Annotated in this window: 21 protein-coding genes and 2 tRNA genes; 15 read left to right on the plus strand and 8 right to left on the minus strand. The window is 39.4% G+C overall.

All coding sequences use genetic code 11. The annotated features are described in order from the left end of the window. Positions 1 to 164: 164 nt before the first annotated feature. Complete coding sequence (locus tag CTN07_RS18920) at positions 165 to 1,196, minus strand: ABC transporter substrate-binding protein (protein WP_005304094.1); 1,032 nt, start codon at positions 1,194 to 1,196, stop codon at positions 165 to 167. Between the two features lie 195 nt (positions 1,197 to 1,391). Here CTN07_RS18920 and CTN07_RS18925 point away from each other — a divergent pair, with 195 nt between their 5' ends. The 4 genes from CTN07_RS18925 to CTN07_RS18940 all read left to right on the plus strand — a co-directional run bounded on the left by CTN07_RS18925 (position 1,392) and on the right by CTN07_RS18940 (position 5,823). Then, positions 1,392 to 2,672 (plus strand): NAD(P)/FAD-dependent oxidoreductase, encoded by a 1,281-nt coding sequence (locus CTN07_RS18925; RefSeq protein WP_005304097.1) that lies wholly within the window; start codon positions 1,392 to 1,394, stop codon positions 2,670 to 2,672. 138 nt (positions 2,673 to 2,810) lie between these two features. After that, positions 2,811 to 2,901: transfer RNA gene (locus CTN07_RS18930), tRNA-Ser, on the plus strand. 142 nt (positions 2,902 to 3,043) lie between these two features. Beyond that, a complete protein-coding gene (locus CTN07_RS18935; RefSeq protein ID WP_036765389.1) occupies positions 3,044 to 5,035 on the plus strand; it encodes a bifunctional metallophosphatase/5'-nucleotidase in 1,992 nt (663 codons plus the stop codon). Between the two features lie 152 nt (positions 5,036 to 5,187). Then, on the plus strand, positions 5,188 to 5,823 hold the full coding sequence (locus CTN07_RS18940; RefSeq protein ID WP_005304103.1) for an NAD(P)H-binding protein: 636 nt from the start codon (positions 5,188 to 5,190) through the stop codon (positions 5,821 to 5,823). A gap of 95 nt (positions 5,824 to 5,918) precedes the next feature. Here the strand turns inward: CTN07_RS18940 and CTN07_RS22845 are convergent, their stop codons facing one another. Then, on the minus strand, positions 5,919 to 6,065 hold the full coding sequence (locus tag CTN07_RS22845; protein WP_005304106.1) for a hypothetical protein: 147 nt from the start codon (positions 6,063 to 6,065) through the stop codon (positions 5,919 to 5,921). A gap of 401 nt (positions 6,066 to 6,466) precedes the next feature. Here CTN07_RS22845 and cspE point away from each other — a divergent pair, with 401 nt between their 5' ends. The 5 genes from cspE to CTN07_RS18965 all read left to right on the plus strand — a co-directional run bounded on the left by cspE (position 6,467) and on the right by CTN07_RS18965 (position 9,846). Beyond that, on the plus strand, positions 6,467 to 6,676 hold the full coding sequence (gene cspE / locus CTN07_RS18945) for a transcription antiterminator/RNA stability regulator CspE (RefSeq protein WP_005304109.1): 210 nt from the start codon (positions 6,467 to 6,469) through the stop codon (positions 6,674 to 6,676). A 174-nt stretch (positions 6,677 to 6,850) separates the two neighbouring features. After that, positions 6,851 to 7,510 (plus strand): ABC transporter ATP-binding protein, encoded by a 660-nt coding sequence (locus CTN07_RS18950; protein ID WP_005304111.1) that lies wholly within the window; start codon positions 6,851 to 6,853, stop codon positions 7,508 to 7,510. Then, positions 7,507 to 8,274 carry an ABC transporter permease gene (locus CTN07_RS18955; protein ID WP_005304114.1) on the plus strand — a complete coding sequence of 256 codons (768 nt, stop codon included), beginning with the start codon at positions 7,507 to 7,509 and terminating at the stop codon, positions 8,272 to 8,274. The genes CTN07_RS18950 and CTN07_RS18955 overlap by 4 nt, the downstream gene beginning before the upstream one ends. Before the next feature lie 173 nt (positions 8,275 to 8,447). Continuing rightward, positions 8,448 to 8,936 carry a hypothetical protein gene (locus CTN07_RS18960; protein WP_005304117.1) on the plus strand — a complete coding sequence of 163 codons (489 nt, stop codon included), beginning with the start codon at positions 8,448 to 8,450 and terminating at the stop codon, positions 8,934 to 8,936. Positions 8,937 to 9,165: 229 nt separating this feature from the next. Next, on the plus strand, positions 9,166 to 9,846 hold the full coding sequence (locus CTN07_RS18965; protein ID WP_005304121.1) for an MOSC domain-containing protein: 681 nt from the start codon (positions 9,166 to 9,168) through the stop codon (positions 9,844 to 9,846). 46 nt (positions 9,847 to 9,892) lie between these two features. On the opposite strand, the gene CTN07_RS18970 is transcribed toward CTN07_RS18965, so the two are convergent. The 3 genes from CTN07_RS18970 to ygjK all read right to left on the minus strand — a co-directional run bounded on the left by CTN07_RS18970 (position 9,893) and on the right by ygjK (position 14,577). Further along, positions 9,893 to 11,134 (minus strand): cysteine desulfurase-like protein, encoded by a 1,242-nt coding sequence (locus tag CTN07_RS18970; RefSeq protein WP_005304123.1) that lies wholly within the window; start codon positions 11,132 to 11,134, stop codon positions 9,893 to 9,895. Next, positions 11,112 to 11,744, minus strand: a complete 633-nt coding sequence (locus CTN07_RS18975) for a 2OG-Fe dioxygenase family protein (protein WP_005304126.1) — start codon at positions 11,742 to 11,744, stop codon at positions 11,112 to 11,114. The genes CTN07_RS18970 and CTN07_RS18975 overlap by 23 nt, the downstream gene beginning before the upstream one ends. Before the next feature lie 208 nt (positions 11,745 to 11,952). Further along, a complete protein-coding gene (ygjK, locus tag CTN07_RS18980; protein WP_036765390.1) occupies positions 11,953 to 14,577 on the minus strand; it encodes an alpha-glucosidase in 2,625 nt (874 codons plus the stop codon). 608 nt (positions 14,578 to 15,185) lie between these two features. Between ygjK and CTN07_RS18985 the strand changes: the two genes are divergently transcribed. The 3 genes from CTN07_RS18985 (at position 15,186) to CTN07_RS18995 (ending at position 18,863) form a co-directional block, all read left to right on the plus strand. Then, positions 15,186 to 16,646 carry a peptide MFS transporter gene (locus CTN07_RS18985; protein WP_005304130.1) on the plus strand — a complete coding sequence of 487 codons (1,461 nt, stop codon included), beginning with the start codon at positions 15,186 to 15,188 and terminating at the stop codon, positions 16,644 to 16,646. Between the two features lie 240 nt (positions 16,647 to 16,886). Further along, positions 16,887 to 17,885, plus strand: coding sequence for a patatin-like phospholipase family protein (locus CTN07_RS18990; protein ID WP_005304133.1), 999 nt, complete (start codon positions 16,887 to 16,889; stop codon positions 17,883 to 17,885). Between the two features lie 6 nt (positions 17,886 to 17,891). Continuing rightward, complete coding sequence (locus CTN07_RS18995; RefSeq protein ID WP_005304136.1) at positions 17,892 to 18,863, plus strand: alpha/beta fold hydrolase; 972 nt, start codon at positions 17,892 to 17,894, stop codon at positions 18,861 to 18,863. An 87-nt stretch (positions 18,864 to 18,950) separates the two neighbouring features. Here CTN07_RS18995 and CTN07_RS19000 read toward each other — a convergent pair whose 3' ends face one another. Further along, entirely contained in the window at positions 18,951 to 19,820 is an 870-nt protein-coding gene (locus CTN07_RS19000; RefSeq protein ID WP_005304139.1) for a hypothetical protein, read from the minus strand. 213 nt (positions 19,821 to 20,033) lie between these two features. Between CTN07_RS19000 and CTN07_RS19005 the strand changes: the two genes are divergently transcribed. Next, positions 20,034 to 20,813: a hypothetical protein gene (locus CTN07_RS19005; protein ID WP_157132371.1), complete on the plus strand. Its 780-nt coding sequence runs from the start codon at positions 20,034 to 20,036 to the stop codon at positions 20,811 to 20,813. A gap of 86 nt (positions 20,814 to 20,899) precedes the next feature. Here the strand turns inward: CTN07_RS19005 and trxC are convergent, their stop codons facing one another. Together trxC and CTN07_RS19015 are read right to left on the minus strand one after the other, a co-directional pair. Continuing rightward, complete coding sequence (gene trxC / locus CTN07_RS19010) at positions 20,900 to 21,334, minus strand: thioredoxin TrxC (protein ID WP_005304144.1); 435 nt, start codon at positions 21,332 to 21,334, stop codon at positions 20,900 to 20,902. Positions 21,335 to 21,604: 270 nt separating this feature from the next. Next, positions 21,605 to 21,802 (minus strand): hypothetical protein, encoded by a 198-nt coding sequence (locus CTN07_RS19015; RefSeq protein WP_005304147.1) that lies wholly within the window; start codon positions 21,800 to 21,802, stop codon positions 21,605 to 21,607. Between the two features lie 420 nt (positions 21,803 to 22,222). Here CTN07_RS19015 and CTN07_RS19020 point away from each other — a divergent pair. Together CTN07_RS19020 and CTN07_RS19025 are read left to right on the plus strand one after the other, a co-directional pair. Beyond that, a tRNA-Ser gene (locus CTN07_RS19020) sits at positions 22,223 to 22,313 on the plus strand. Between the two features lie 460 nt (positions 22,314 to 22,773). After that, a complete protein-coding gene (locus tag CTN07_RS19025; RefSeq protein ID WP_005304150.1) occupies positions 22,774 to 24,039 on the plus strand; it encodes a RidA family protein in 1,266 nt (421 codons plus the stop codon). The last annotated feature ends 173 nt before the right edge of the window (positions 24,040 to 24,212 follow it).

Raw genomic sequence — 24,212 nt, forward strand, 5'->3', positions numbered from 1 at the left:
GCTATGGCTGAAAGTTTAATTCTTGAAGGGCGAAGGGAAAGATCTTTTCCAAGGGCAGTTAAGCCAAGACCCCAACGGTATCCCAAGAAAAAGAATGCCGTTCACTCTTAAGTGAACGGCATTACCCGATGACGGACGCTTTTTCTAACACAATTTAACGGCGATTAGCTTTTTAGTAGCTGCCAGTATTTTTGATAAATATTTACCGCTTTACCCACGTCATTGGTAAATTCACCCTTATTAATATCTTCTTCTGATGGGAAGATAATTGGGTTATCTTGAATTTCTTTTGGTAAATGGCTTTTCGCATCTTTAGTTGCTGGCGGGAAGCCAAACTCTTCAACGATTTTTGCTTGGTTTTCAGGGCGGTAGATAAAGTTAATAAACTTCTCTGCTAGCTCTTTGTTAGCGCTGCCTGCTGGGATGATAAAGTTATCCATCCAAAGAATTGAGCCTTCTTTAGGATACACAAACTCAAGCTCTTTCATCTCTTGCTTAGCCATATAAGCATTACCATTCCACTGCATACCAATGCTAGCTTCACCAGTAACATAAGGAACATGTGGTGCGTCTGAGTTGTACACTACGACATTCGGACGTAGCTTCTGTAGTGACTCATAGGCTTGCTTAATTTCCGCTTCGTTGGTGGTATTGATGCTGTGGCCTTGTGCTTTTAGCGCCATACCAAATACATCACGAACATCATCAAGTAACATAACCTGACGGGCAAAATCTGCATTCCACAAATCTTTCCAGCCAGTAATTGGTGTTGTTACCAACTCTGAATTGTAAGAAATACCCGTAACCCCCCACACATAAGGTGCAGAGTAATCATTTTTAGGATCAAATTCTTGGTTTAGCAACCCAGGGTATACATTCGCAAGGTTCGGGATCTTACTATGATCAATCTTAGCAAGCATGCCTTCACGAGCCATTTTTTCAATGAAATATGTAGAAGCAAAAACAACATCGTAGCCTTTGTTGTCAAGCAATTTTAGCTTGGTGTACATGGCTTCGTTATTATCGAAAGTAGAATAGTTAATAGTGACATCATATTCTTTTTCAAATGCTTTAAGTACGCTATCTGGCATATATTCTGCCCAGTTATATACGTTAAGCACATCATTTGCCGCCGAAACATTAAATGCTGAAAGTGCGAATGTTAGTGTAGTCACCCCTTTAAGAATTTTTTTCATTACGTTTATATCCTAATAAACCAAAATGGTTATGGTATTTGAAGCGCGCATATTATTTAGAGTTTCTAAACTGTCAAAAAAGTTATCTTATAAATTTGATACACATCACGATAATATATTACTTGTCAGTTCTTATTTGTCGTGACAATATGCGCGCGTTTTTTATCCCGCATATATTTTTTGTGAGCAAATGGAATGTCGAACGACAGTCAATATATCGATAGTTACTATCAAGCAACCATTAATGCAATTCCAGAACAACCTCAATTAGATCAAAGCATTGAAGCTGATGTTTGTGTTATTGGTGGTGGTATGACCGGTCTTAACGCGGCGATTGAACTGCGTAAAAAAGGATACTCGGTTGTAGTATTAGAATCACAGCGCTTAGCGTGGGGTGGTTCTGGTCGTAATGGTGGGCAATGCCTTGTAGGTTACTGCCTGGGCCTACGTGAAGTTGATGAAACATACGGACCACAATGGGGCAAGCAACTTTGGGATTTATCTAGCGAAGCGATTGATATTGCTCGTGAACGTATTGAAGAGTTTAATATTGACTGTGATTTCCAGCACGGTTATATCGAACTTGCATTGAAAAAAAGCCAAGAGAAAGAATTAAAATCTTGGTATGACTTAAAACAAACTCGTTATGAGTATCCAAGTGCAAGTTGGTGGGAAAAAGATCAAATTCAGCAAGTCGCTAATACCGAGCGTTATCTTGGTGGATTGTTCGATTCAAATAGTGCCCATATGCACCCGCTAAATTACACATTAGGTTTGGCTGAAGCGGCTATTTCTTTAGGTGCTTCTGTGTTTGAAAACACGCCAGCGATTAAGATTGAGCAGGGCAAGCCTCATACTATTAGTACTCCAAAAGGTCAGGTAAAAGCCAAGCAAGTTCTATTAGCTTGTAATGCCTATTTAGACGGTTTGAATCGAAAAGCACAAAGTGTGGTATTGCCTGTTGCTTCTTATATTGCAGTGACTGAACAGTTGGGCGATCGTCAACCGATTTCCAATATGATGGCGATGTCTGATTTAAATAACAGCCTAGATTATTATCGCCCAACACCTGATGGTCGTATTTTATTTGGTGGTGTAAATCATCCATTTAATGGTGAATACTCTGATTCAAAAGAGCGCTTGCGTCAACGTATGCTAAAAGTGTTCCCACAGCTATCTGATGTGAAGATGGAATACCATTGGGGCGGTTTATTTGCGGTAACTCGTTCTTACATGCCTCAAATTGATCATCTAGGTAACGATATTTACGTTTCTCACGGTTATACCGGTCATGGGGTAGGCCTAACGAATATCGCTGGCCGTGTGGTCGCTGAAGCGATGTCTGGTACGGCAGAACGTTTTGATGTGTTTGCGCGAATTAAACATGGTTGGATCCCAACACCAGAAATTTTACGCAAGCCTGCATTAGCGATGGCGATTTGGAAAGCTCGCTTAGAAGACTCGCTAGGAAGCTAATCGTTTTTAGCTCATTGTGCTAAATGTAGAATATTGCATGCAATTGGTGCGAATTGAATAACTATTGTTCTGACGAATACTTTGTATAAATTAATGCTTTACAGGGAATTATAGTCAGAGTAATATTCATCGCACTGCGGAGGGATGGCTGAGTGGTTGAAAGCACCGGTCTTGAAAACCGGCATACGTTTGTAGCGTATCTAGGGTTCAAATCCCTATCCCTCCGCCACTTATTCTTTAAGTTGGGTATTACCGAGCTTAAACAAAGAATTGGAGCGAATATCTGTGTGGTTTAACCATACGCTCCGTAGTCATTGAAGCCTCAGCAGTTTTGCTGGGGTTTTTTTGTATCAAAAATAAGGTAGGTTAGAATGTTTCAGAAGTCGCTTTCTGTGATCGCTATTGCCATTGCTTTAGCTGGATGCTCACAAGATCCTCAAACCACATCAAATCATGAGGACTTTACGTTAACCGTTGCGCATATTAATGATACGCACTCCAACTTTGACCCGGTTAAGTCGAGTTTTAAAGCCAATGGGACTTCTGTCTATAACGAGTTTGGTGGATATCCTCGCCTACAACAGATGGCAAAAGAATATAAACAGGAAGCTTTGAATGATAATCAGAGCTTCCTGTTTTTGCATGGTGGCGACGCATGGCAGGGAAGTGCTTACTTTAAGATTAACCAAGGTGCCATGAATGCTGCCCTATTAAGCCAAATGGGTCTTGATGGTATGGCGCTTGGTAACCACGAGTTTGATTTAAGTAATAAGAAACTGAATCAATTTATCGATAGCGTAAACTTCCCAATTTTGGCGGCTAACGTTGATGTTAGCCAAGATCCTGATTTAAAAGATCAGAAGAACTTGCACCCTTTCCGTGTTTTCGCTTTTGATGGCAATAAAAAAACCGTCGTTACCGATCTTAATCACTTACCAAAAGATAAGAACTTAGTCGCTGTTTTCGGTTTGGCTCTCGATGATATGCCAAATATTGCACCGCATACAGGAAAAGTGAAGTTCAATAATATGGTGAAATCAGCACAAGCAACGGTAGACTACCTTCAGTCTAAAGGTGTTGATAACATTATTGCACTAACGCACATTGGTAATTCTGTCGATCTAAATCTGGCTTCTAAAGTAAATGGTATTGACCTTATTGTTGGTGGTCACTCGCATACGTTATTAGGTGATTTTACGAACCTAGGTTTAAGTAACAACGGCACTTACGCTCAAATGGTAAAAAATCCAAATGGTGTTGGTGAGACGTGTGTTGTTCAAGCGGGTGAGTATGCTCAAGCGATTGGTCGTGTTAATGTAACGTTTGATGCTCAAGGTGATGTGGTGAGCTGTAAAGGCCATAACACTCTGCTATCAAATGATGAGTTCTTCCACAGTGCAGATCGCCTTGCCAATGAAAAATTCTCAGCAAAAGATACTGCAAAAGTTGAGCAGTTTATTGATGAGCAAGAGAACATTGTTATAGCACCTGAAGACAGTGCAATGCGCTCTGAAATTGATACTCAATATAAGCCAGCTGTCGATAAAGCTTATGGTAAGACAATCGGTCAAGTACCTGTTGAGTTAAAACACGAACGTCGTCCAGGAGATCGTGGTACTGACGATCACGGCTCAGATGTTGCGCCTATTGTGGCAGAAGGTCAGTATTACTGGACTAATACACCTGCGGTTCGCAAAGTAACGGGGATGAAAGTTGATTTTTCATTGATTGGCGCTGGTGGTATTCGTACCAATATCGAAGCGGGTGAATATCGAGAAGGTAACGTTTCTCTTGAGTTGCTGCCATTTTCTAACTTTATGTCGGTCGTACCTGTAAAAGGTCGTGCTATTCGTGAGTTATTGCAAAATGCTGTATCCGCAACGTTACCTGAAGGCTCACATGCCGGTAAATTCCCATACGGTGGTCATATTCGTTACACCTTCACTGAAACCTCTGCACATAAAGCGGGCAAACTAAATTCTGTTGAAGTTATGACGGGTACAGAGAAGCACCCAGTTTGGACCCCACTTGACGATAATAAGACCTACAATGTTGCGATTAACAACTACAATGCAACAGGTAATGATGGTTGGACTCCGCTGTACACATCGCAAAAAGATCATTCAGGCCGAGTTGATCTTGTGTACGTAAATGGCAAGTTGACCGGGTACAAAGTGAAAAATATCGCGAAAAATGGCGATAAATACAAAGTAAACTACGTTGGTGGCAAAGCGCCAAACTGCAAAGCTGAAAATGTACGTTGCAATACCGACGCCCAGTCAGTGATTGATTATATTGCTAATGATCGCCAAACCGTAACGCCTTTAAGCTACGAAGTCGTGACATTTAATCGCGCGAAATAGTATTGTTTGATCACATTGATGATTAATCAGTACGATTGATATAGAAAATCCCTGAACTGATCCCCAATAGTTGGACGCCAATTATTGGGGATTTTTTTTGCACTCAATTTAAGTGATAATAGATGTCATTATCACTTAAATTGGATGTTATTATGGAAAATGTGGCGATTTTTGGTGCAAGCCATGGACTAGGTTTAGCCATGGCTAAGTATTATAGCCAACAAGGGTTCTCTGTTATTGGTTTAGGACGAGGTGATAAGCCAAGCCCTGAGTTTTCTCTTCTTAGTGGTCAGTGGATACAGTGTGATGCTCTTGATTTAATGCAAGTGCAAACCGCCGTTCAGATGCTCCCTAATAGCTGTTGGGTTATTTCAACTATGGGCAGTTTTAACGCCGAGCAATACGTGGATTATCAAGGAAATCGTCATATCATTGATTGTCTTGAAGAGAGAGGCGGGCTGCGATTTTTATTGATTACGTCATTAGGTTGTGGCGACTCTTGGCAATATTTACCGCCAAGGGCAAAAGCTGTTTTCGGTCGAGCAGTTAGGGAAAAGTCGTTGGCTGAAATGTGGCTGCAGACAAGCGCATTGGATTACACCATTGTACGACCAGGAGGACTTATTGATGGTGAGTTGACTCATACAGGGGAGCTTAGCCAAGGGCAGGAAGTTCATGGCTGTATCTCTCGAACTGAAGTAGCGCGCCTAAGTCATCAATTATTGATGGATAGTTTGTCTATAGGTCAGATTTATCATTGTGTCGATCCAAATGCAAAATATCAGTAGTATTTAACTTAGCTGTATTGGGCTTAACAGTTTACATAACGGTGTACTGCAATTTTACGAAAGCCAGTTAAAACTGGCTCTATTTTGAAACGGGATTACTCACCGCCATCTCCATCATCAGATGGCGCACCTTGCGCATACTTCTGTTGTCTTTCTAACTCTTCAGCTGAGGTGTCTTGTTGGTCAATGATCTCGTTTTCTGTACGATTGTCACCGAATAATTTTTTAAGCCATTCAAACATAATCATCTTCTCTGTTTAATTTTTACCTAAAATTCTATAGTTCAAGTGTCGGTCAGCAATAGCGAGATCGCCAATAATTTTATAAATCTGCTAATTTTCTTATTCTTGATAAAATAGGAGGTAAATAAATAATTCTTTATAATCATGGTGTTAGTTGTTTTGTGTGTGATCTTGGTTATAAAAACTAAAATAAAGCTATACAAACCTAGGAATTACTCTATTATTGACCTCGGCCTATGAGTTATAGACCTCGTTAAGATTATGTTTTAGAAAACCTTCGCTACAACGCTATACCGTTCTTGAAGCTTTCCAAATTCATAAGCTGTTAATGACATAGATAATTCTTGTTACTGGCTACATCCGCAATATTGCGAATTATTTATTTATATTTTGGAGGCTTTATGTCTAAAGCAACTGGTACAGTTAAGTGGTTCAACGAAGAGAAAGGTTTTGGTTTCATCACTCAAGATAACGGCGGTGCAGACGTATTCGTACACTTCCGTGCTATCACTGGTGAAGGTTTCAAAACTCTTGCTGAAGGTCAAAAAGTTACTTTTGACATCGAGCAAGGTCAAAAAGGTCCTCAAGCTGCTAACGTTGAAAAAGCATAATTTAGCTTTTAACGTTTAAAGTTTCTAAAATGCCGATCCCTAGGGTCGGCATTTTTTATATATGAATTTTAGTAATCTTATATACCCTTTCTATTAATTGGTATCTGTAAGCAATAAAACGTAAACTCAGTGAATTAGTTGCTATTCTCATGTTTGCTTTTATAAAGGTGGCCTATGCTTCCTGCTTCTCATCACTCTTTACGTTTTCAGTCTTTGCGCTCAGGCTTTGAAGATCCTTCTTTAGCTTTTACCGATGAAGTTTGCTCTGGTCAACATTTGGCAATATGGGGTGACTCAGGTTGTGGAAAGACGAGCTTAATTCAAGTTATCGCTTCTTTAAAACCAGCCCAGCAAGGTGAGTTCTATTATCAGGACCGCGCCATTACACCTCTTTCTTTTCCTTGGTGGCGTCAACAAATTGGTTATTTACCTCAACAACCAATAATGGGCGGAGATACCGTAGAGCAAGTGTTACTTCTACCATGGCAGATGCAAGCCATGGATAAATCAATCCCTTTAGCAACACCATCGCAATGTGAACAAGCACTTAACCAAGCCAACCTTTCTGTTGCGCTCTCAAAAGAGGTGAATTTACTTTCAGGTGGGGAAAAACAACGGTTAGCATTAGCTCGATTATTATTAATGCAGCGCCCGGTTTGGTTGCTTGATGAGCCGACATCGGCGTTAGATATGTCTTCACGAGATCATCTTATTGCTTTGGTTAAGGAGAGTTCTGCCATTTGCATTTCGGTCTCTCATGATCCGATTTGGTACAACGCTGCAGATATGCAGTACGCTATGACCGTTTCTCCTCAACATAAGGAACTGCTATGAACGGTGCAGTTAATATCTCAGTATGGGCGTTAGCGGGATTCTACGGCTTACTTTTGATTCCTATCTATTTCTTTTTCCGTTGGCAGCTTAAATTAACGCGATCACTCATTACGGCAGTACTGCGTATGACAATCCAATTAGCGGTTGTTGGTTTGTACTTGCATACCTTATTTAGCCTAAATCATATCGGTCTTAATGTTTTGTGGTTAAGTGTGATGATTTCTGTTGCTGGCTATACTGTCTGTAAGAGGGCAGGGGTAGAGCTTAAGACCGTATTACCCGCGGTTTTGATAGGTTTGGTGGTAGCCTTAGTGATAGCGTTGCCTGCGATGCTTGCTGGGGTGATTCAGGCGACACCATGGTGGGATGCCCAATATATGATTCCTATTGCAGGGATGCTGCTGGGGAATAGCTTGTCTGCGAATGTTTTGGCATTAGAGCGCTGGCAAAGTCAATTGAAAGAAAAACATCAAGAATATCAGTTTTATGTTGCGATGGGTGCACCGAATCCTAGCCAACCTTTTATCAAAACTGCGATGGGTGCGGCAGTTTTACCTCAAATTGCTGCAATGACAACATTGGGAATTGTCAGTTTACCGGGTATGATGACGGGGCAAATTTTGGGGGGTACTGCTCCTTTGATTGCAGTTAAATATCAGTTAGCAATAATGGTTGCGATATTTATCTCAGGTATACTATCCGTTGCAACCACCCTGACTTTGATCCAGCGTCGAACATTCTCCGAATATGGAGAGGTGAAATAGCGAGATAGGTTGTATAATTTAATACAAGTAGAGTGATCTGGTTAAAAGTTGATATAAATTTCAATTTTACTGGCTGAAAGTGGTAAAAGTTGACTGATCGCATTGCGCTTTTGGCAATATTTGCATACTGTCTGCTTGTTCCGTGTTTGAAAAAGAATTTTAAGGTTACAAATATGTCTGATGTACCAGTTACTGTAGTAACTAAAGCAGCTGATGTTCTTCCTGCCGCTGAATCTTCAGGTTCAGTATGGGGCTATGTTGCAGGTGGCGCGATTCTGCTGATTCTTGCTGGTATTTATGGTTATCGTAAGATCAACACACCTGCTTTTTTGATTAAACAAGTTCGCAAGCGTAATCAAAAAGAAATGAAGAAGCATGGTGTTCAGAACTCTGAATTCATGGTTGATCTTGATAAGCTTCTGGATTCGATCCTTGAGTACGCAAACGAGAATAAACTGAAAGGCTCTGATGTTGTTGAGCTAATTAAGCCATTGAATGATAAAGAGCGTGTGAAAACACCAAAAGATATGTATCAATCAATGATCTATATTGCTAACAAAGTTGGTGACACTGAGCTGTCTCGTTTCTACAAGAACAAATCAAAGCAAGTAAAAGCAAGTTCTAACCTGATGAACGGCCTATTTAAGCGCGCAGGTATCTAATTTTTACTTTCCAGTTTCGTACCTCGAAGCCAGTGCTTTTGTGCTGGCTTTTTTTTGTCTATATCTAAGTAGCTGCAAAACGCTTAAGTTATGACTAAATTAAGGGCTCACAAAATGTTGTCATAGTAAGCCCTATCTCTTTCGTTAGGTATAAATCATATCGGTATATTCCTATAGATAGCTTAGGTCGATCAGTGTTAGTATTTTTGCTCTTAGAGGGAGAAGCGTGATGCAAAAAAATAACGTAATTGGCGTATATTGTGGTTCTGTTTCAGATATGGACAGAATTGAAACGGCCATGTTTAAGCAGTCAGTATCTGGTCGTATTTACCTTTCAGAGACCGGACTCGAAGGTGATAGCTGTGCTTCAACTAAGCATCATGGTGGCACTGAGCGAGCATTGCATCAATACCCTGTAGAGCACTATGCTTTTTGGCAACAGCAGTATGGCGTGGATAAAGAATGGTGTGCGCCTGGTATGGGTGAAAATATCAGTAGCCAAGGGATGACAGAAGAAAACGTCTGTATTGGCGATCAATACCAATGGGGTGAGGCCATCATTGAAGTGAGCCAACCTCGTTCACCGTGCTATAAGCTAAACACCCGCTGGAATGTTGCCGAGTTCTCGGTACAAATGCAGAAGTTGAGCCGTTGTGGTTGGTTATATCGTGTGGTAAAACCGGGTCTAGTGAGTGTTTCGGAACCGTTGGTATTACTTTCTCGTCCTGAGAATGCGCTAACAATTAAACAAGTTTGTGATATTTATTTTGGCGATCCGCTTAATCATTTAGGCCTTGAGGCATTACAACAGCAAACAGCCCTTTCTCATAATTGGCAAACGACCATTACACGCCGTTTAGAAAGCAATGAGTTGGAAAATTGGAATTTCCGTCTATTGGGTCACGCATAAAGTTCGATTCGAACAACAACAAGGCAGAATACACTCTGCCTTGTGTTTACTGCTTTAAACAGCGAGCGAATACACGAAAGAAAGTATCAATTTCTTGCTTGGTATTATAGTGCATCATTCCCACACGCAGAACTCCGCCCTTCGTATCTAAATTAAGACTGGCCGTTAACCTCTCAGCATAGAGATGCCCACTCCAAGTGAAAATATGGTGTTTTCCTAGCATTGCCGCAATATCGTTAGGATCGTGATGTTGAAAACTTAAAGCAAAAGTTGGTGTTCTTTTGTCTTTATCTGTTTCGCCAATTAACGTTAATTCGGGAAACTGATTTAGTGTTGCAAGAAAGTATTGACTAAGTTCTTGTTCATATTGATAGATATTGCGATAGGCACTGGTGATTTGTTCAGTAAGATTCGATCCAGTACCTAAAGAAGCTAGGTAATCAATGGTGGCAGAAAGAGCCGTAATTGCTTCAAAGTTTAGTGTTCCCGTCTCCCAACAGTTTGGAATGTTGTTGGTAGCAGGAGCAACTTTAAATGGTTGGTAATTTTCTAACTGCTCTTCTCGGCCATAGACAAAACCTAAATGAGGGCCGAAAAATTTATAGGCTGAACCTGCAACAAAATCGGCATCTAGCTGGGTGACATCGATTTGTTGATGGGGTAAGTAATGAACAGCATCAATATAAGTTAAGGTGCCATTTGCTTTAGCGAGTTCAATAAATGGAGCCAAGTCGGTGTACGTCCCGGTTAGGTTACTTGCTGCGCTTAAAGCCAATAACTTAGTTTTTGGGCTTAATAATGACATGAAAGAAGAAAAATCCAGATGGCAACGATCATCTTGTATGGGTAAATAATGGACCGTAACGCCTTTCTCTTTCGCTGCAAGTACCCATGGTGAACGATTTGCTGCATGATCAATATCAGTCAGGATGATCTCATCTCCTGCTTGCCAATCTTGGCTGATGGCTCGACTCAAGGAAAAGGTTAGAGACGTCATATTGGCACCAAAAATAATCTCTTTTCCTGATGAGGCTCCGATTAATGTGGCAACTTTCTCTCTGGTTTCATCAACGATTTGATGTGTTTGGGTGCTGGTTGCAAAGCGTCCACCTAAATTTGAATTGCCATTAATGAAAAAATTGCGATAGGCATTAATGACACTCTCTGGCTGTTGAGAGCCACCAGGGCCATCAAAAAACAATCGAGTCTGTTCGCCGTGTGTTAGAGCGGGAAACTGCCGACGGGTGTGATCGATATTGTGGTGATTAAGCGGTAAATACGAAGACATCTCTCACTCCTTGCTCGTCATGGGTACTGGCTAACGTTTCCGATATAAAATGATAGAAATGACGATCATTGATAATAATGAACTGATTTTCTTCTAATACTGTATTTAAGTGAGGATGTTGATCAACGGGGGAAGTAAAAAGTTGCGTAAAACCGCCGCAAATATTCTTTCTTTGGACACAATAAATACCAACAAACTCGAAGCCATCTTGATGGATACCCTCAGGGGCAGCACTGCTGGTGGTGTGATCGTTACAGGTAACACGGATTTGATGGACATCGATAATGCGATGCGTTAAATCCACATCAATATAATGCGCAAATGAAGAGAGTAAGTGCTGAAATTCTGGAGTATTTATAAGCTCCTCAGACATTGGTGCAAAATTGCGTTCAATATCACCAACAGCGCGATTGATTTCAGATGATTGACAAAAATTGTGGTGGGCGAGTCGCGAAAAATCGTGGGCATTGTAGGAAAATCGCGCATAGGTTCGATAACGATTATGTTGGGTAACATACTGATCTTGTGGCAAATCTTCAAAATAGGGAATCAGGTTTTCTGCCACACTCGGCGGTGTTTGAAAAGCTTCTATAAGAAAGGTGTTATTCATATGCGACCCCTTCTATCAGTATTTGCTTTATTATTTTATTTATACGATTGAGTTTACCTAGAGTTAACCACCAACAAAAAAACTGTCTTTTGATAAATTTTAGTCGTAAATGGTAAAAATGAAAAAAGCACCAAACATATAGTTCGGTGCTTTGTTATTAACAGCTCTTGGGGGAACAAGAGCAGCTAATGAATTATTGTATTTTTAATTATTGAGCTTTGAAAAACTTGTTATAAAGCATGTAAAGGTGAGCAGAACTCCATGAGAAGTTATTTGCACCTTGTACTGCACCAGTTTCAGGGTTGTAGTTTTCCTGAATTGGTTTGTCTTGAGTTAATCCTTCCGCATTAGCAAATAGCTTATTGGTAAGCTCAACAGCCTCTTTGTTATAACCGTAGTTATCTAGACCTTTCACGCCGAAGTAGAACTGATCAACCCATACACGGCCACGCCAGTAAATATCAGCACCATACGCAGGGTTATCTTTAGCCGCTGTACCTAGTGGCACTTTAGTATTGAACTTCTTCTCATTTAGCATGTTATCTACAACAGCATCTGCGTGTTCTTGTGTGGCAGCCTCATTAAATAGTGGCGACCAACCTTCAGCACCCATTCCTCGATTAACAAGAGGTTTACCAGCACAGCCATTATTCAGTTCCTGCGCTTGTGTATTGTCGATACTGATGTCGTAGAAGAAGCCAGTCTCTTTATCAAACATACATTTGTTTATGTAGTCTTTAGTTTCGTTCGCTTTCTTAGTGAACTCTGTTGCTTCGTTACCTAAGCCTAATTCAGTTGCAATTTTAGCTAGGTAATTATTATCGCTGTACCAGTAAGATGCCTGATCAATCGACTCTTGATATAGGGAGTAACCAATAACTTCGCCTTTCTCATCTTTGTTTTCACTAAACTTAACCTGCCAATCTTTCTTCGCTTGGTTGAGTTTTGCAGTATTCTCTGCGCTGGTATTAGAGTAAGTAACAAGAGTTTTACCTTCTCCATCTGTACCCATGTTTAATTTATTATCAAAACCATATTTGTCTTTTGCGTAGCGACCTAGCTGATCAATTTTTTGAGCTTCTGTTTCACTCAAACTGTCGTAGCCGTTAGCATCAGCAATGGTATCGATAAAGCCAAATACTGCCGCATCGTCACGACCAGATTCCCAAGATGCAGCAGTCTGTGCTGGGCTGCTGATATCTACATAATTTCCTGACTCTAGAAGATCATTGTAGTTATCAATACCACTTGCCTCAATCCAATCACTTTGCGCATTAGGCTTATAGAAATAGATTAGCTGACCATCTTTTGTAGTATGTTCAGGATCAACGGTTGCGCCGTATTCTGGAATACCATTATTATTGGTATCACGAGCCGCTAACCACCAGTCATGATAGGCTTTTAGCTTTGGATACATCTCTTCTAGCCAAGCTTGCGCATCTGCTTCGCGGTTATGTTCATTCTTAAGTGCAGTATAAACTTCCCATACCGCCCATGATGCAAGAGATGGCTTGGTATTACGTTCATTCCAAGTTTGCGCATCGTTAAATTCAGTGCGACCTTCGGCTTCACCACGAATATCGCTCATATTCATGCCAACTACATCAAGTAAGAAGCCTTTGTCATATGGACGAAGTGTGTCGTTATCTTGGATCTGGTATTGGAACACTGCTCGAATGTTTTCCATGGCAATGTTTGGATTGAAGTGCGCCATAGCATAAGCTTGTTTCCAAGTATCCCATGGCCAAGTTAGGTTACCAGAGAACCAACGAGCGGTAACGGAAGGGGTCACTGTATCATGAGATAGTACACCAGCTGGGCTACGCCAGTTACCGTTTAGTGTCTCAATGGCTTTTACTGCGACACGTTCTTGTTCTTTGCTAGCATTTGGATTACTCAGACCTTTTGCGAGGTAATCTTCCCAACGAGTCACGTTTTTCGCGATGTAGTTATCTGGGTGATTTAAAATATCTTCAACAACACCTTGTTCTGTATTCCACTCATCTGCGGTCATTGTGTGAGTAAAGACAGTGTAAATAGTTTGGTTACCATCAATTTTGGCAACAGACTGATAATTGTCATCAGTAAATTTTGTGGTTGTTGCAAGGTTACGAGTGATATGGAATTCAGATTCTCCGGTTGTACGCACATACCACGAAGCACGCTCGCGACCAAAATCTATAGTAATATCGCCATTATCATCAGATGATACTTCGCGAGTATAGTTTGGTAGTTTTTCGTTTATGGTCTCTTTTGCTGCGTTACCATTCTTAGCGTAATAATCCGTTACCAGCTTACCGTCAAGCTCAATGGTTAATTCTTTACCTGTTGGGTTTGTTATTTTGGTTTCTAATAAAGAAGATCGGCCAGAAACAAAACGCATGGTCATTTCGATGCTAATACCTTCAGAAGATGTCATCTTTTGAATTAATGCACCAGCAATACTATAAGCTTCGGTAGTAAAGTTTACTTTTTTACCATCGATAGAAACTGAAATTTTATCTAAATATTGTGCTAGAGAAACATTATATTCTTCAGCAATAAGAGTAGTACCAAAGCCGCCTGCTGTTTCTGGCGCTGCTTTTAGATTTGGTAATAAGTGACCATGCCATGCGCCATTATCATGTAATGGTGTATAAGCCATATGGTTACCATTGCCCACTTCAATTAAATGGTTTGGTGTACCTGTACGATCAAGTACGTTTTTATATTGACTTGCCAGAGTAGGTTGAGGGTTTACTTTGTTGAAAATGCCTGAATTATCAGAATCAAAACAGCCAGTTAGCATTGATGTACCTACACATAATGCCAGAAGAGATAGTTTTGTCTTCATTTGTCACGTCCGTATTTATTTTTATGGGAATAATAATTTCGGCAAGAAGTTACTATTTTCAATTTTATTGTCACGAAACGAAAATGAATATAGGACTGAATATCACAAAAACAATGATGAATATTAAAAATAATGTGATGGTAATCATGATTAATTGGTTAATTCGAAAGTAAAAAATTAACTAAAATTATATTATCAATAAGTAAATATAGTAAAAATAATGCCTTATTTTAATCTGTAAAATAAATAGTTTGAAATGTAAGTTACTTTGAAAATATTATGATTTAATGCTTGTGTATATATTACAGCGGGATTTGATTAACTCAACATATGTCTTTTAAATATATTTTTGTCTTTTATTTTGCGCGGGTGAAGATGTTAATTTTTAAAGATAAATGAATATAAATTATTTAGTAAATACTTGAGGTGGTATTGCAAAAGGTAGTATCGATCTTCTCTGCAATGTTAGATATTAAAAATGAGAGGAAAATCTACTTGTACTGAGCTGGTATGGGAGTATTAATAGTGATCATAATCACAAAAATACCTTAACCCTATATAACAATAATTATGTATAGCAACACAGCTTGAACTTTGTAGGTAATATCATGCGTTTAGCCTCCCAGCCCAAAGGCCTCTTTCACCTCATCGCCATACAGATGTGGGAATTTTTTAGCTACTACGGTATGCGATCTCTGTTAATCCTGTTTTTAACTCAAAAACTTTTAATGACAGATCATCATGCATACGCACTCTATGGGGCTTATACCTCACTTGTTTATGTCACTCCAATTATTGGTGGCTACCTAGCAGACCGATACTTTGGTAACTACTGGTCGGTAGTCATTGGCGCTTTATTGATGGTTGCAGGACACGCAGTATTAAGTATCCCATCCGTTGGCAATATCAGTATGTATATTGCGCTCTCTTTAATTATCTGCGGTTATGGCTTCTTTAAGACCAACTCTAGCTGCTTACTTGGTGAACTGTATACAAAAGAGCATGAGAAATCACGAGAGTCGGGTTTTTCCATCTCTTATATTGGCAGTAACGTAGGTTCTGCTCTTGCACCAATTTTTTGTGGCTATGCTGCAATGAAATGGGGTTGGCATGTCGGTTTTGCTCTTGCAGGTATTGGTATGCTTGTTGGCCTTATTATCTTTAGTACGGGTCGTCGCAACTTTACTCATGTGAAAAAGTGCAATAAAGACGCTTTGATTCAAAAGTCAGCGGGTGTTCCACACTGGTTGATTATTATTGTGCTTCTTGCTCTTACTGCATTCGGTCTTGTTTTTGTACTAAAAGATCTTCTTGCTGGTTATATTTTAGCGGTTATCTGTGCAGTTTCTTTTTATCAAATTGTCGCTTTATACCGTCGAAGCTCACCAAGTGATCGTTCAAAGTTAAATTCAATTCTCTATTTTATGATCTTTGGTACTGTGTTTTGGGCCTTTGATCAGCAAGGCGGTAGCTCAATCAGCCTATTTATTGAACGTAATATTAATACGGATATTTTTGGCTTCCATATCCCAACGGCTTTCTTCCAGTCTGTTAACCCAGTTGCGGTTATTGTTGGTGGTGGTGCTGTTGCATGGTTATGGAAGGTGCTGGCATCAAAGAGTATCTCTGTTCGCACCTTAACTAAGCTAAATATGGGTCTGTTACTGCTAACTGCAGGCTTTACACTCATTACTATTTCATCAAAATTAGCTATGAATACAGGCCATACAACGTTTTTATGGTTGTTCATTGGCTTATTCTTAATCGGCGTTGCAGAGCTCTTTATTGACCCTGTTGCTTTAGCTGCAATTACTCGTTTAAATCCGCAAGGAGCAACCAGTACGTTAGCTGGTATCTACATGTTGATGGGGGGGTCGGTTGCTAACTATATTGCTGCAAATATTGCAGAATTTACGGCAAGCAACACACCAGTTAATGCTGATGCGACTGATTTAATTGCATCTGCTGCTCAATATCACCATGTGTTCCAGTCTATTTTATTTGTGACTGTTGCCGTTCTTGTTCTTGGCTTATTGGTTGATTTCAAAAATCGTCATAAAGCTGTTTAAGGGTATTTGCTTAAATAACATTAAGATAGATAAACATAATAGAACGCCTAGCTAGAATTTAGTTAGGCGTTTTTATTTAGGAATGAAACCAGATTATTAGTTAATTTGATTTCGATTGGGCGCTTTTAATGGTTAATATCCCTTTAAAGCAAAGAAAAGGATTATTAAATATAAATAATAGTAATTTGGATGTATTCTCTAGAAATCATTCAAATCAAGAATAACGTGGAGAATGGGCGTATGACAGGAACTCACGTTTCATACGCAGTACACAATACTGATGCTCTATCACATATAGGTACTGAAGTTACAAAAGTTGCATTAGTGACAGAAGGCGGTGGGCAACGAGGAATCTTTACCGCAGGTGTTTTAGATGCTTTTCTCGAAGCAAATTTTAATCCTTTTTCATTGTTGGTCGGTACATCGGCAGGTTCTCTAAATTTGGCTTCTTATATTTGTGGTCAATATAAGCATGCCTACCGGGTGATCACCGAGGCTACAACCAATCATCAGTTTTTTGATGTTTATCGTTTTATCTTTGGTCGGGAAGGTTTGAACCTTGACTGGCTGGTTGGGCAAACAAATGAAAGTTTGGATGCACGCCTACAGCTAAATTGGAAGCAAGGCCATGAAAATATGCGTTATCGCACTGTTCTTGCCAGTGCGAGCGGGATTATGAGCCATCGGGCATCCTATTTTGACTTAGATACTGATAATCGAACCTTAGCGCTTAAAGCCTCTTGTGCTATTCCTATTTTAAATCGACAGCCTATTTTTTCTCAGAACGAGTATTGGGTTGACGGTGGGTTGTGTGCGCCAATCCCAGTTCAAGAAGCTTACGAGCGAGGATATCGTCATATTGTTGTTGTTCGAACCGTACCTCTTGATGTGCAATATGATCATTGTTGGATGACCAGTGTGCAGCAGGCCTTGGGGAAATCTCGCGCGGCTGGTGTAATTGAAATGCTGTTAGAGCACGAAGATAACTACCGTAAAACACAGCAGTTTTTAAGTAATCCACCTGATGATGTCACTATTTATGAAATACATCCACAAAAGCCATTGGTCTCAAAATTAATTGGTAGCGATATTTCGATGTTAAATACCGATTACCATTTGGGTTATCAAACGGGAGTGTATTTCCTAAATACGATGGGTAAACATATGCATCATCAATTTGATCAACCTGCAGCAAACGATCAATTAAATTGCATCCCAATGGCAAACGTAAGGTTGTAGTCAATCATGAATACATCAGCAATTTTAACCAAGGAGTCGAATTTTTCTGATTTAATGGGATGTGAAGTAAGAAAAATGTGGCAACAGCGAACCAATGGAGAATTTTTAGGGGTTCGTAATATTCCTATTCGATGGATTAGTATCACAAAGCCTGAGCATGACCGCTGTGTTGTGATTGTTAATGGTCGCAATGAGAGCTATTGGAAGTATCAAGAGCTCTTTTATGAACTCTATAGTCATGGCTATGATGTTTATGCTTATGATCATCGAGGACAAGGGGAGTCAGGCCGGATATTAAAAGATCCTCAAGTGGGGTATGTCGCTGAGTTTGATTATTATGTCGATGATCTTGATACCTTTATTTATGATGTCGTGAAACCAGAACGGTATAAAAATCGGTATTTGTTGGCGCATTCGATGGGAGGTGCAGTGGCTACATTGTACCTAGAGCGTAAAGCAAAACGAGTTTTTAATGCAGCGGTACTCAATGCTCCAATGTTTGGGATTTCCCTTCGTTTTCCCTTAACCAAAGTAGCATCTAAAGTGGCGAGATTCTCCGAACTGTTACAACCTGTTCCTTCTTTCTTTTGGGGACAAAAGCCGTATCAAGATATCCCATTTGAAAAGAATGAACAGAGTCAAAGTGTTGTGCGTTACTATTGGTATCGACACTTATACAAGGAGCATCCTGAGCTTAGGGTCGGCGGCCCAAGTCCTCGCTGGATCTGGCAAGCGATAGAAGCTGCGAACCAATGTGTTTTGCATGCAAATCAGATATCAACACCGATTTTATTATTGCAAGCAGGCAGTGATTCTATTGTGGATAACCATGCTCATGAACGATTTAATTCGAAAACACCGTGTTGCCGAATTCACGTGATACCAGGTGCTAAGCATGAGCTATTAATGGAAAGAGATGGATTGCGCGAACAGGTTCTTGCTGATACGTTACGTTTTTTTGAGCATCACAACCATTAATATTGAGAATTACTCAGAATAAAAATAGCCACCGGATTTAATGAAATTATTCTATTAAATCCGGTGGCTATTTATGGTCGTTATGATTTACTCACATAAGAACCAAGAGTTTACATCGGCATTGATATAGGCTTTCTTATGCCAAGGTAACACCTCATATTTAGGCGCTGTACGCACATCACCTTTAAATTTCTGTGTGGCCAAAACACGTACTCGTCCATCTTTTGCACTTACGACTTTTCCTCGATACGTCACATCATAAGGGACACTTTTTTGCTTATCGACCAAACAAACGGTAGCGCCAACATTTTTATAGATGTAGTAGCTTTCGTCTGCCCAGGTATCAAGGTTTTTGTCTGTTGCAGGGGTCGTTCGGAATGATTCTGAGCGTACACCACTTTTTACTGGTTCAACTTTACGGTGAATAGAGTAAGGTTCATAACCTAAGACTTGGGCTTCTTTAAACCATTGGTCTTTTGTGTATTCTCGGTTTTCATTAACCTTCATGGTCACAAAAGGCCCTGTTGGACAAAGGTCTGTCCATAAGTCACTATCTGAAATATAAGCTGAGAAAATAGGGGCTTCTTCTGGTGTATTAGGATTATAAACACACCATGTTCCATGTGGCAGGTCAACCATTGTTCCAAGATTGGTATCACAGGTTGATTGAGCTAGCAGTTTAAATGCTTCCATATCGGTACTTGCTGCATCTGGGCTTGAAGCGCAGTAACGATAACCAAAAGAGTTATTTTTCTTTGGGTTAAAAAAGCCTTTATCAACCACAGTGCCACTGCTACGTTCAGCGTTTTCAGCAATAAAATTGTGTGCCACATCAGTGAATTTATAAACTGGAAGCTGATTGGTCTCTGGCTGTTGCTGTTTTGGTGTTGAGCTACAGCCAGCGAGTGCTACAACTGTAACCGCAATGGCTAAGCGATGGGTCGTGGTACGTTGCATTAAATCCCCCAAACGAAATACTTCCTTAAATTCTCATCTAATTGGCATTATAGCGGTTTTTTATATAAACCCAAGGTAATGATTTTGTCAGAAGATGAAATTTGTTTGTCGAGATACATAGTGGACGAATGAATACGCATCCATACAAATTGAGGATATTTGTCAAAGAATGTCGATGATAAATTGATGCGATATTAACTACCTATGGTAAGAATGATGGCAAATATTAGCCGAGTTATTTTCACTTTATCAGCATTGACGTTATTTGGTTGCGGCGGTGGTGGCAGCGATTCGCCAAAACCAACACCTAAGGTTTCAGCAAAAGTTGGAATTTATGGAGTAGATGATGCTGTTATGCTGGTTGATTCGACGCTAAAAGGTGGCGTTTTTGCTCATGTCAGTGAGCAACAAGGAAAGAAAGAGACCAATCTTCAGTTTGCTTCATTTAAAAATGAAATCACTAAGATTGATAGTGGAAATGTCAAAGCATGGCTAGTTGATCAGACACTTACTCCATTTGATGGTGGCCATCAATGGCATCAAGAGATCAATTATGCCCATAATTCAGAGCAAAAGTTTGCAGTAACTTTCCAAGATAATAATAATCAAGCATCAACGTTTGGTTCTGTTTATGGCGTTCCTTTTACTTATGCATTCTCAAAGCAGCCAAAATCTGAATCACTTGATCAACTTTCAGGTGTGTATCAAAACAATCAGTTAGGTAGCAGTTGGAATATTCAGCCAAGTGGCTATCTTAAAGTAACAAAAGCAGATAATTGTACATTTGAAGGAACCGTAAAAGCGGCAACAGATACTGTTTACTTCTCCGGCTCTGTTATTCGTACTTGTCCTGCATACAAAGATCCTAAGCAGGAAGATGTGAAATTAAATGCGATTGTTTTCTCGACTAAATCAGGAGATAAAACAACAATTAATAGTATCTTCTACGATAATAATGAATTATTAGAGTGGTTTACGGTTGAGCAAAAATAACCATAACTATATTTAGACGTTGAATAGTAACAAGGCCCTACAACATAGATTGCAGAGCCTTTTGCATATTCATTAGCTATGAAGAATTATTTCTCTAAAGCTTGATCTAACCATTCATTGAAATGTGTTTTTGGTAATGCACCATTAATCACATCGACCATTTGGCCATTTTTAAAGACCATAATAGTAGGAATACTGCGGATACGGTACTGCATGGCAAGCTCTTGTTGAGCTTCAGTATCCACTTTAACAAAACGTACGTCACCTTCACGCTCTTCTGCTACATCTTTAAATACAGGAGCGAAACCAACACAAGGCCCGCACCACGGTGCCCAGAAATCAACAACAACTGGCTTCTCACCAGAGATAAGTGTTGCTAAGTTGTCTGCTGTACCTTCTACTGGGTGTCCATCTAGAAGTTGTTCTTTACATGAGCCACAAGTCGCAGCTTCATTAATGCGCTCAGCAGGAAGTTGGTTTAGTGCCTTACAGTGAGGGCAACGTGTTGTAATCATAGTCATAGCTGCTTTCCAATCTTTATTATATTGATTGTTAATTTACGCTTTTAGTCAAAATTTGGAAGCAGATTTTACATCTTAATTTGATAGGCTAAACCTATGAAGTAAATAGCTATGATTATGATGACAAGGGTAACAACAAAATGCCGTTATCACTGAACTGGGTCGGGCTCAGTAGATAACAGCATCTTATAATTCTTATTTAATAGTCAGTAAAGTTACTTTAGATATTATGCGTAACCGACTTAACTTTGAATCCTCATTCTCTCTGTCTTAGTGAAGTAGCCCTAGCTCGCGAGCTTCTTCTAATGTTAAACCACTTTCTCTTATATCCCTTAGTAGTTCGATACGGCGACGAGCCTTAGCTTGTTGTTTCTTACTGTCTGCAATGCGAGAAGCACTTTCGTCTTTGTAATCCCACTTTGAAGATACAGAAGCCATTTCAGAATGATCAATAGAATTGATAGACACAGTAAACCTCCTAAAGCAACCATGCGTCATCAGTTGAGATATCTTTAGCAGAGCTTTTGCAGCGAGTTAAGACGATAAATCTAAGATTGTGATAAAGGTGTAAGATTGAAAAAATACCGTAGAAAAAGGCTAGCCAGTGCCACATTTTTTGCGTAGTTTAGGAGATTCTAGCGAAAGAAAATAATCCGATCAACGTCAATATTTTTTCATCTTATTGCCATCCTAAATTCTTTGTTAGTTGTATATATAATTTCGTTATGTATGTTTTGCGATTAAATCTTATATATCCTTGAAAAGTAGTGTTTTATTCACCATTTTTGGTTGCGTTTTGTTCGGTTATGTTTGTTGTGAGTGTTTATTGATCACTTAAGCTTTGTAGGGGTTTACAAGCGATAATTATGCCCGTATTATTCGCCGCATGGAGAGATGGCTGAGTGGTTGAAAGCACCGGTCTTGAAAACCGGCATGCGTTTGTAGCGTATCTAGGGTTCAAATCCCTATCTCTCCGCCATCTTAAAGAAGGCCGCTGAGTTTTGCTCAGCGGCCTTTTTGCATCTTAAAAACTCATATTTTTTAAAATTAATATTTGGGGAAGTTTATTCACAAATAACGCAATCTCACGCAATAGAGATCGCGTTAATAATCATTAGTCGTTCTTTTTCTGTGAAGAGAACAGCAAAATTAAAATTAAACAGATAAAAAATAGAATTTTTGCGATGACATTCTATTCCTTAATGGTGAATGAATTTACCTATTAAGTCAGTTGATTGGTTTAACATGGTAAATTCGCTGGATAATTAGTCATTTATTGATTAATTATGCCAATGATTTGCTAAAGTTAGTGCTAATTATTTATGAGTCATTTCACATTTCTACCTAGTAACTTTTTTTACTATGACCGCTCTTTCATCATTCCGACCAATAAAGATAAATACGGAATTTAGTACTCTACAATAAGGATAACGATCAACATGAGCGGTTCTATCATTAAGGTTTCAAGAAATACTCAAACTGCGCCTTTAGCTATGACTGCAACACAAACTGTTGCTTTTTCTCATTACAATAATATTTCAGCTCAGTTAGGATTGGATCTTGTAACTGGTGAAATGGTTAAGGGTGGCGTAAAAGAGCAAGCTGCTCAATGTTTAGCAAATATTAAAGCGGTAGTCGAAAGTATCGATCACGTAATGGATGATGTGGTTAAGATTAACGTGTTTGTTAAAGACATGGCTGATATTGACGCGATTAATGAAGTTTATGCAGGATTCTTTAATGATTACTACCCAACTCGCACAGTAGTTGGTGTGGCTGCATTACCATTAACAGGTGCATTGGTTCAAATGGATGCGCTTATCTCTAATGGAGAAGGTACAGCCCCTCAAGCACCATGTGATCTAATTAAGCTGTCTCGTAATACAGAGCGTGCACCATTAGATGCTTTATCTACTCAAACTGTTGCTTTCTCTCATTACAATAACTTATCAGCTCAGTTGCCTGTAGATCCTCAAACAGGTGTGATGGTTGCTGGTGGAATTAAAGAGCAAGCAACGCAATGTCTACGTAATATCAAAAATGTACTAGAGAGCATTGATGTACCGTTTGATGATATTGTTAATGTTCGAATTTACTTAAAAGATTTGGCTGACATTGATGCAGTAAACGAAGTGTATATGACCTTCTTCCCTGATTCAGCTATTGCACGTGCAGTTGCTTATATGCCTGCAAGAACCGTTATTTCAGCGGCAAGCTTACCAATGAATGCATTAGTTCAAATGGATGTGGTTGTTTCTCATGGGGATGGTACTCCTCCTCAAGAAATTGAAGATCGCCATGGTATTGTTATTCGTACAAATAACACTGATCTTGCTCCAATTAATCCGCTATACACTCAGACAGTAGCTTTCTCTCATTACAATCATATTGCAGCTCAGTTACCTATTGATGCTAAATCAAATAAGATAGTAACCGGTGGTGCTCATGATCAAGCAAGGCAATGTTTAGAAAATATTAAAGCGATTGTCGAAAGTATTGATCATGTGATGGATGATATCGTCAAGATTAACATTCAGGTTAAAGATATGGCTGATTTAGCAGCAATCGATGATGTATACAGCACATTCTTTACTGGAGAATTACCAGCAAGAACTGTTGTAGGTGTTAATGATATAGCTCAAGGTGCTATGGTACAAATTGATGCTGTTGTATCAAATGGAGAAGGGACTCCTCCACAAAAATAATTTATAAAATAGTATGGATGCATGGTCGTTAGTTATTTTTATATGCTATAAAATCATGCAGCTAGCGTATAAATTTGATCTTTATAAATGCCATATAGCCTGAAAAGGTATTATGGCATTTATTGTTTTAAAAATTTATGAATTAATTGCTTGCTATTCAACATCTTATATCC

Source organism: Photobacterium damselae (assembly GCF_003026815.1).
Taxonomy (GTDB): Bacteria; Pseudomonadota; Gammaproteobacteria; order Enterobacterales; family Vibrionaceae; genus Photobacterium; species Photobacterium damselae.

Excerpts from the sequence above, each read along its gene's own strand:
- CTN07_RS18935 (WP_036765389.1), top strand. The coding sequence starts at position 3,044 with ATGTTTCAGAAGTCGCTTTCTGTGATCGCTATTGCCATTGCTTTAGCT.
- cspE (WP_005304109.1), top strand. The coding sequence starts at position 6,467 with ATGTCTAAAGCAACTGGTACAGTTAAGTGGTTCAACGAAGAGAAAGGT.
- CTN07_RS18920 (WP_005304094.1), bottom strand. The coding sequence starts at position 1,196 with ATGAAAAAAATTCTTAAAGGGGTGACTACACTAACATTCGCACTTTCA.
- CTN07_RS18975 (WP_005304126.1), bottom strand. The coding sequence starts at position 11,744 with ATGAATAACACCTTTCTTATAGAAGCTTTTCAAACACCGCCGAGTGTG.
- trxC (WP_005304144.1), bottom strand. The coding sequence starts at position 21,334 with ATGACTATGATTACAACACGTTGCCCTCACTGTAAGGCACTAAACCAA.
- CTN07_RS18925 (WP_005304097.1), top strand. The coding sequence starts at position 1,392 with ATGTCGAACGACAGTCAATATATCGATAGTTACTATCAAGCAACCATT.
- CTN07_RS18985 (WP_005304130.1), top strand. The coding sequence starts at position 15,186 with ATGCGTTTAGCCTCCCAGCCCAAAGGCCTCTTTCACCTCATCGCCATA.
- CTN07_RS19000 (WP_005304139.1), bottom strand. The coding sequence starts at position 19,820 with ATGCAACGTACCACGACCCATCGCTTAGCCATTGCGGTTACAGTTGTA.
- CTN07_RS18940 (WP_005304103.1), top strand. The coding sequence starts at position 5,188 with ATGGAAAATGTGGCGATTTTTGGTGCAAGCCATGGACTAGGTTTAGCC.
- CTN07_RS18950 (WP_005304111.1), top strand. The coding sequence starts at position 6,851 with ATGCTTCCTGCTTCTCATCACTCTTTACGTTTTCAGTCTTTGCGCTCA.
- CTN07_RS19005 (WP_157132371.1), top strand. The coding sequence starts at position 20,034 with ATGATGGCAAATATTAGCCGAGTTATTTTCACTTTATCAGCATTGACG.
- CTN07_RS18995 (WP_005304136.1), top strand. The coding sequence starts at position 17,892 with ATGAATACATCAGCAATTTTAACCAAGGAGTCGAATTTTTCTGATTTA.
- CTN07_RS18955 (WP_005304114.1), top strand. The coding sequence starts at position 7,507 with ATGAACGGTGCAGTTAATATCTCAGTATGGGCGTTAGCGGGATTCTAC.
- CTN07_RS22845 (WP_005304106.1), bottom strand. The coding sequence starts at position 6,065 with ATGTTTGAATGGCTTAAAAAATTATTCGGTGACAATCGTACAGAAAAC.
- ygjK (WP_036765390.1), bottom strand. The coding sequence starts at position 14,577 with ATGAAGACAAAACTATCTCTTCTGGCATTATGTGTAGGTACATCAATG.
- CTN07_RS18990 (WP_005304133.1), top strand. The coding sequence starts at position 16,887 with ATGACAGGAACTCACGTTTCATACGCAGTACACAATACTGATGCTCTA.
- CTN07_RS19025 (WP_005304150.1), top strand. The coding sequence starts at position 22,774 with ATGAGCGGTTCTATCATTAAGGTTTCAAGAAATACTCAAACTGCGCCT.
- CTN07_RS18965 (WP_005304121.1), top strand. The coding sequence starts at position 9,166 with ATGCAAAAAAATAACGTAATTGGCGTATATTGTGGTTCTGTTTCAGAT.
- CTN07_RS18970 (WP_005304123.1), bottom strand. The coding sequence starts at position 11,134 with ATGTCTTCGTATTTACCGCTTAATCACCACAATATCGATCACACCCGT.
- CTN07_RS18960 (WP_005304117.1), top strand. The coding sequence starts at position 8,448 with ATGTCTGATGTACCAGTTACTGTAGTAACTAAAGCAGCTGATGTTCTT.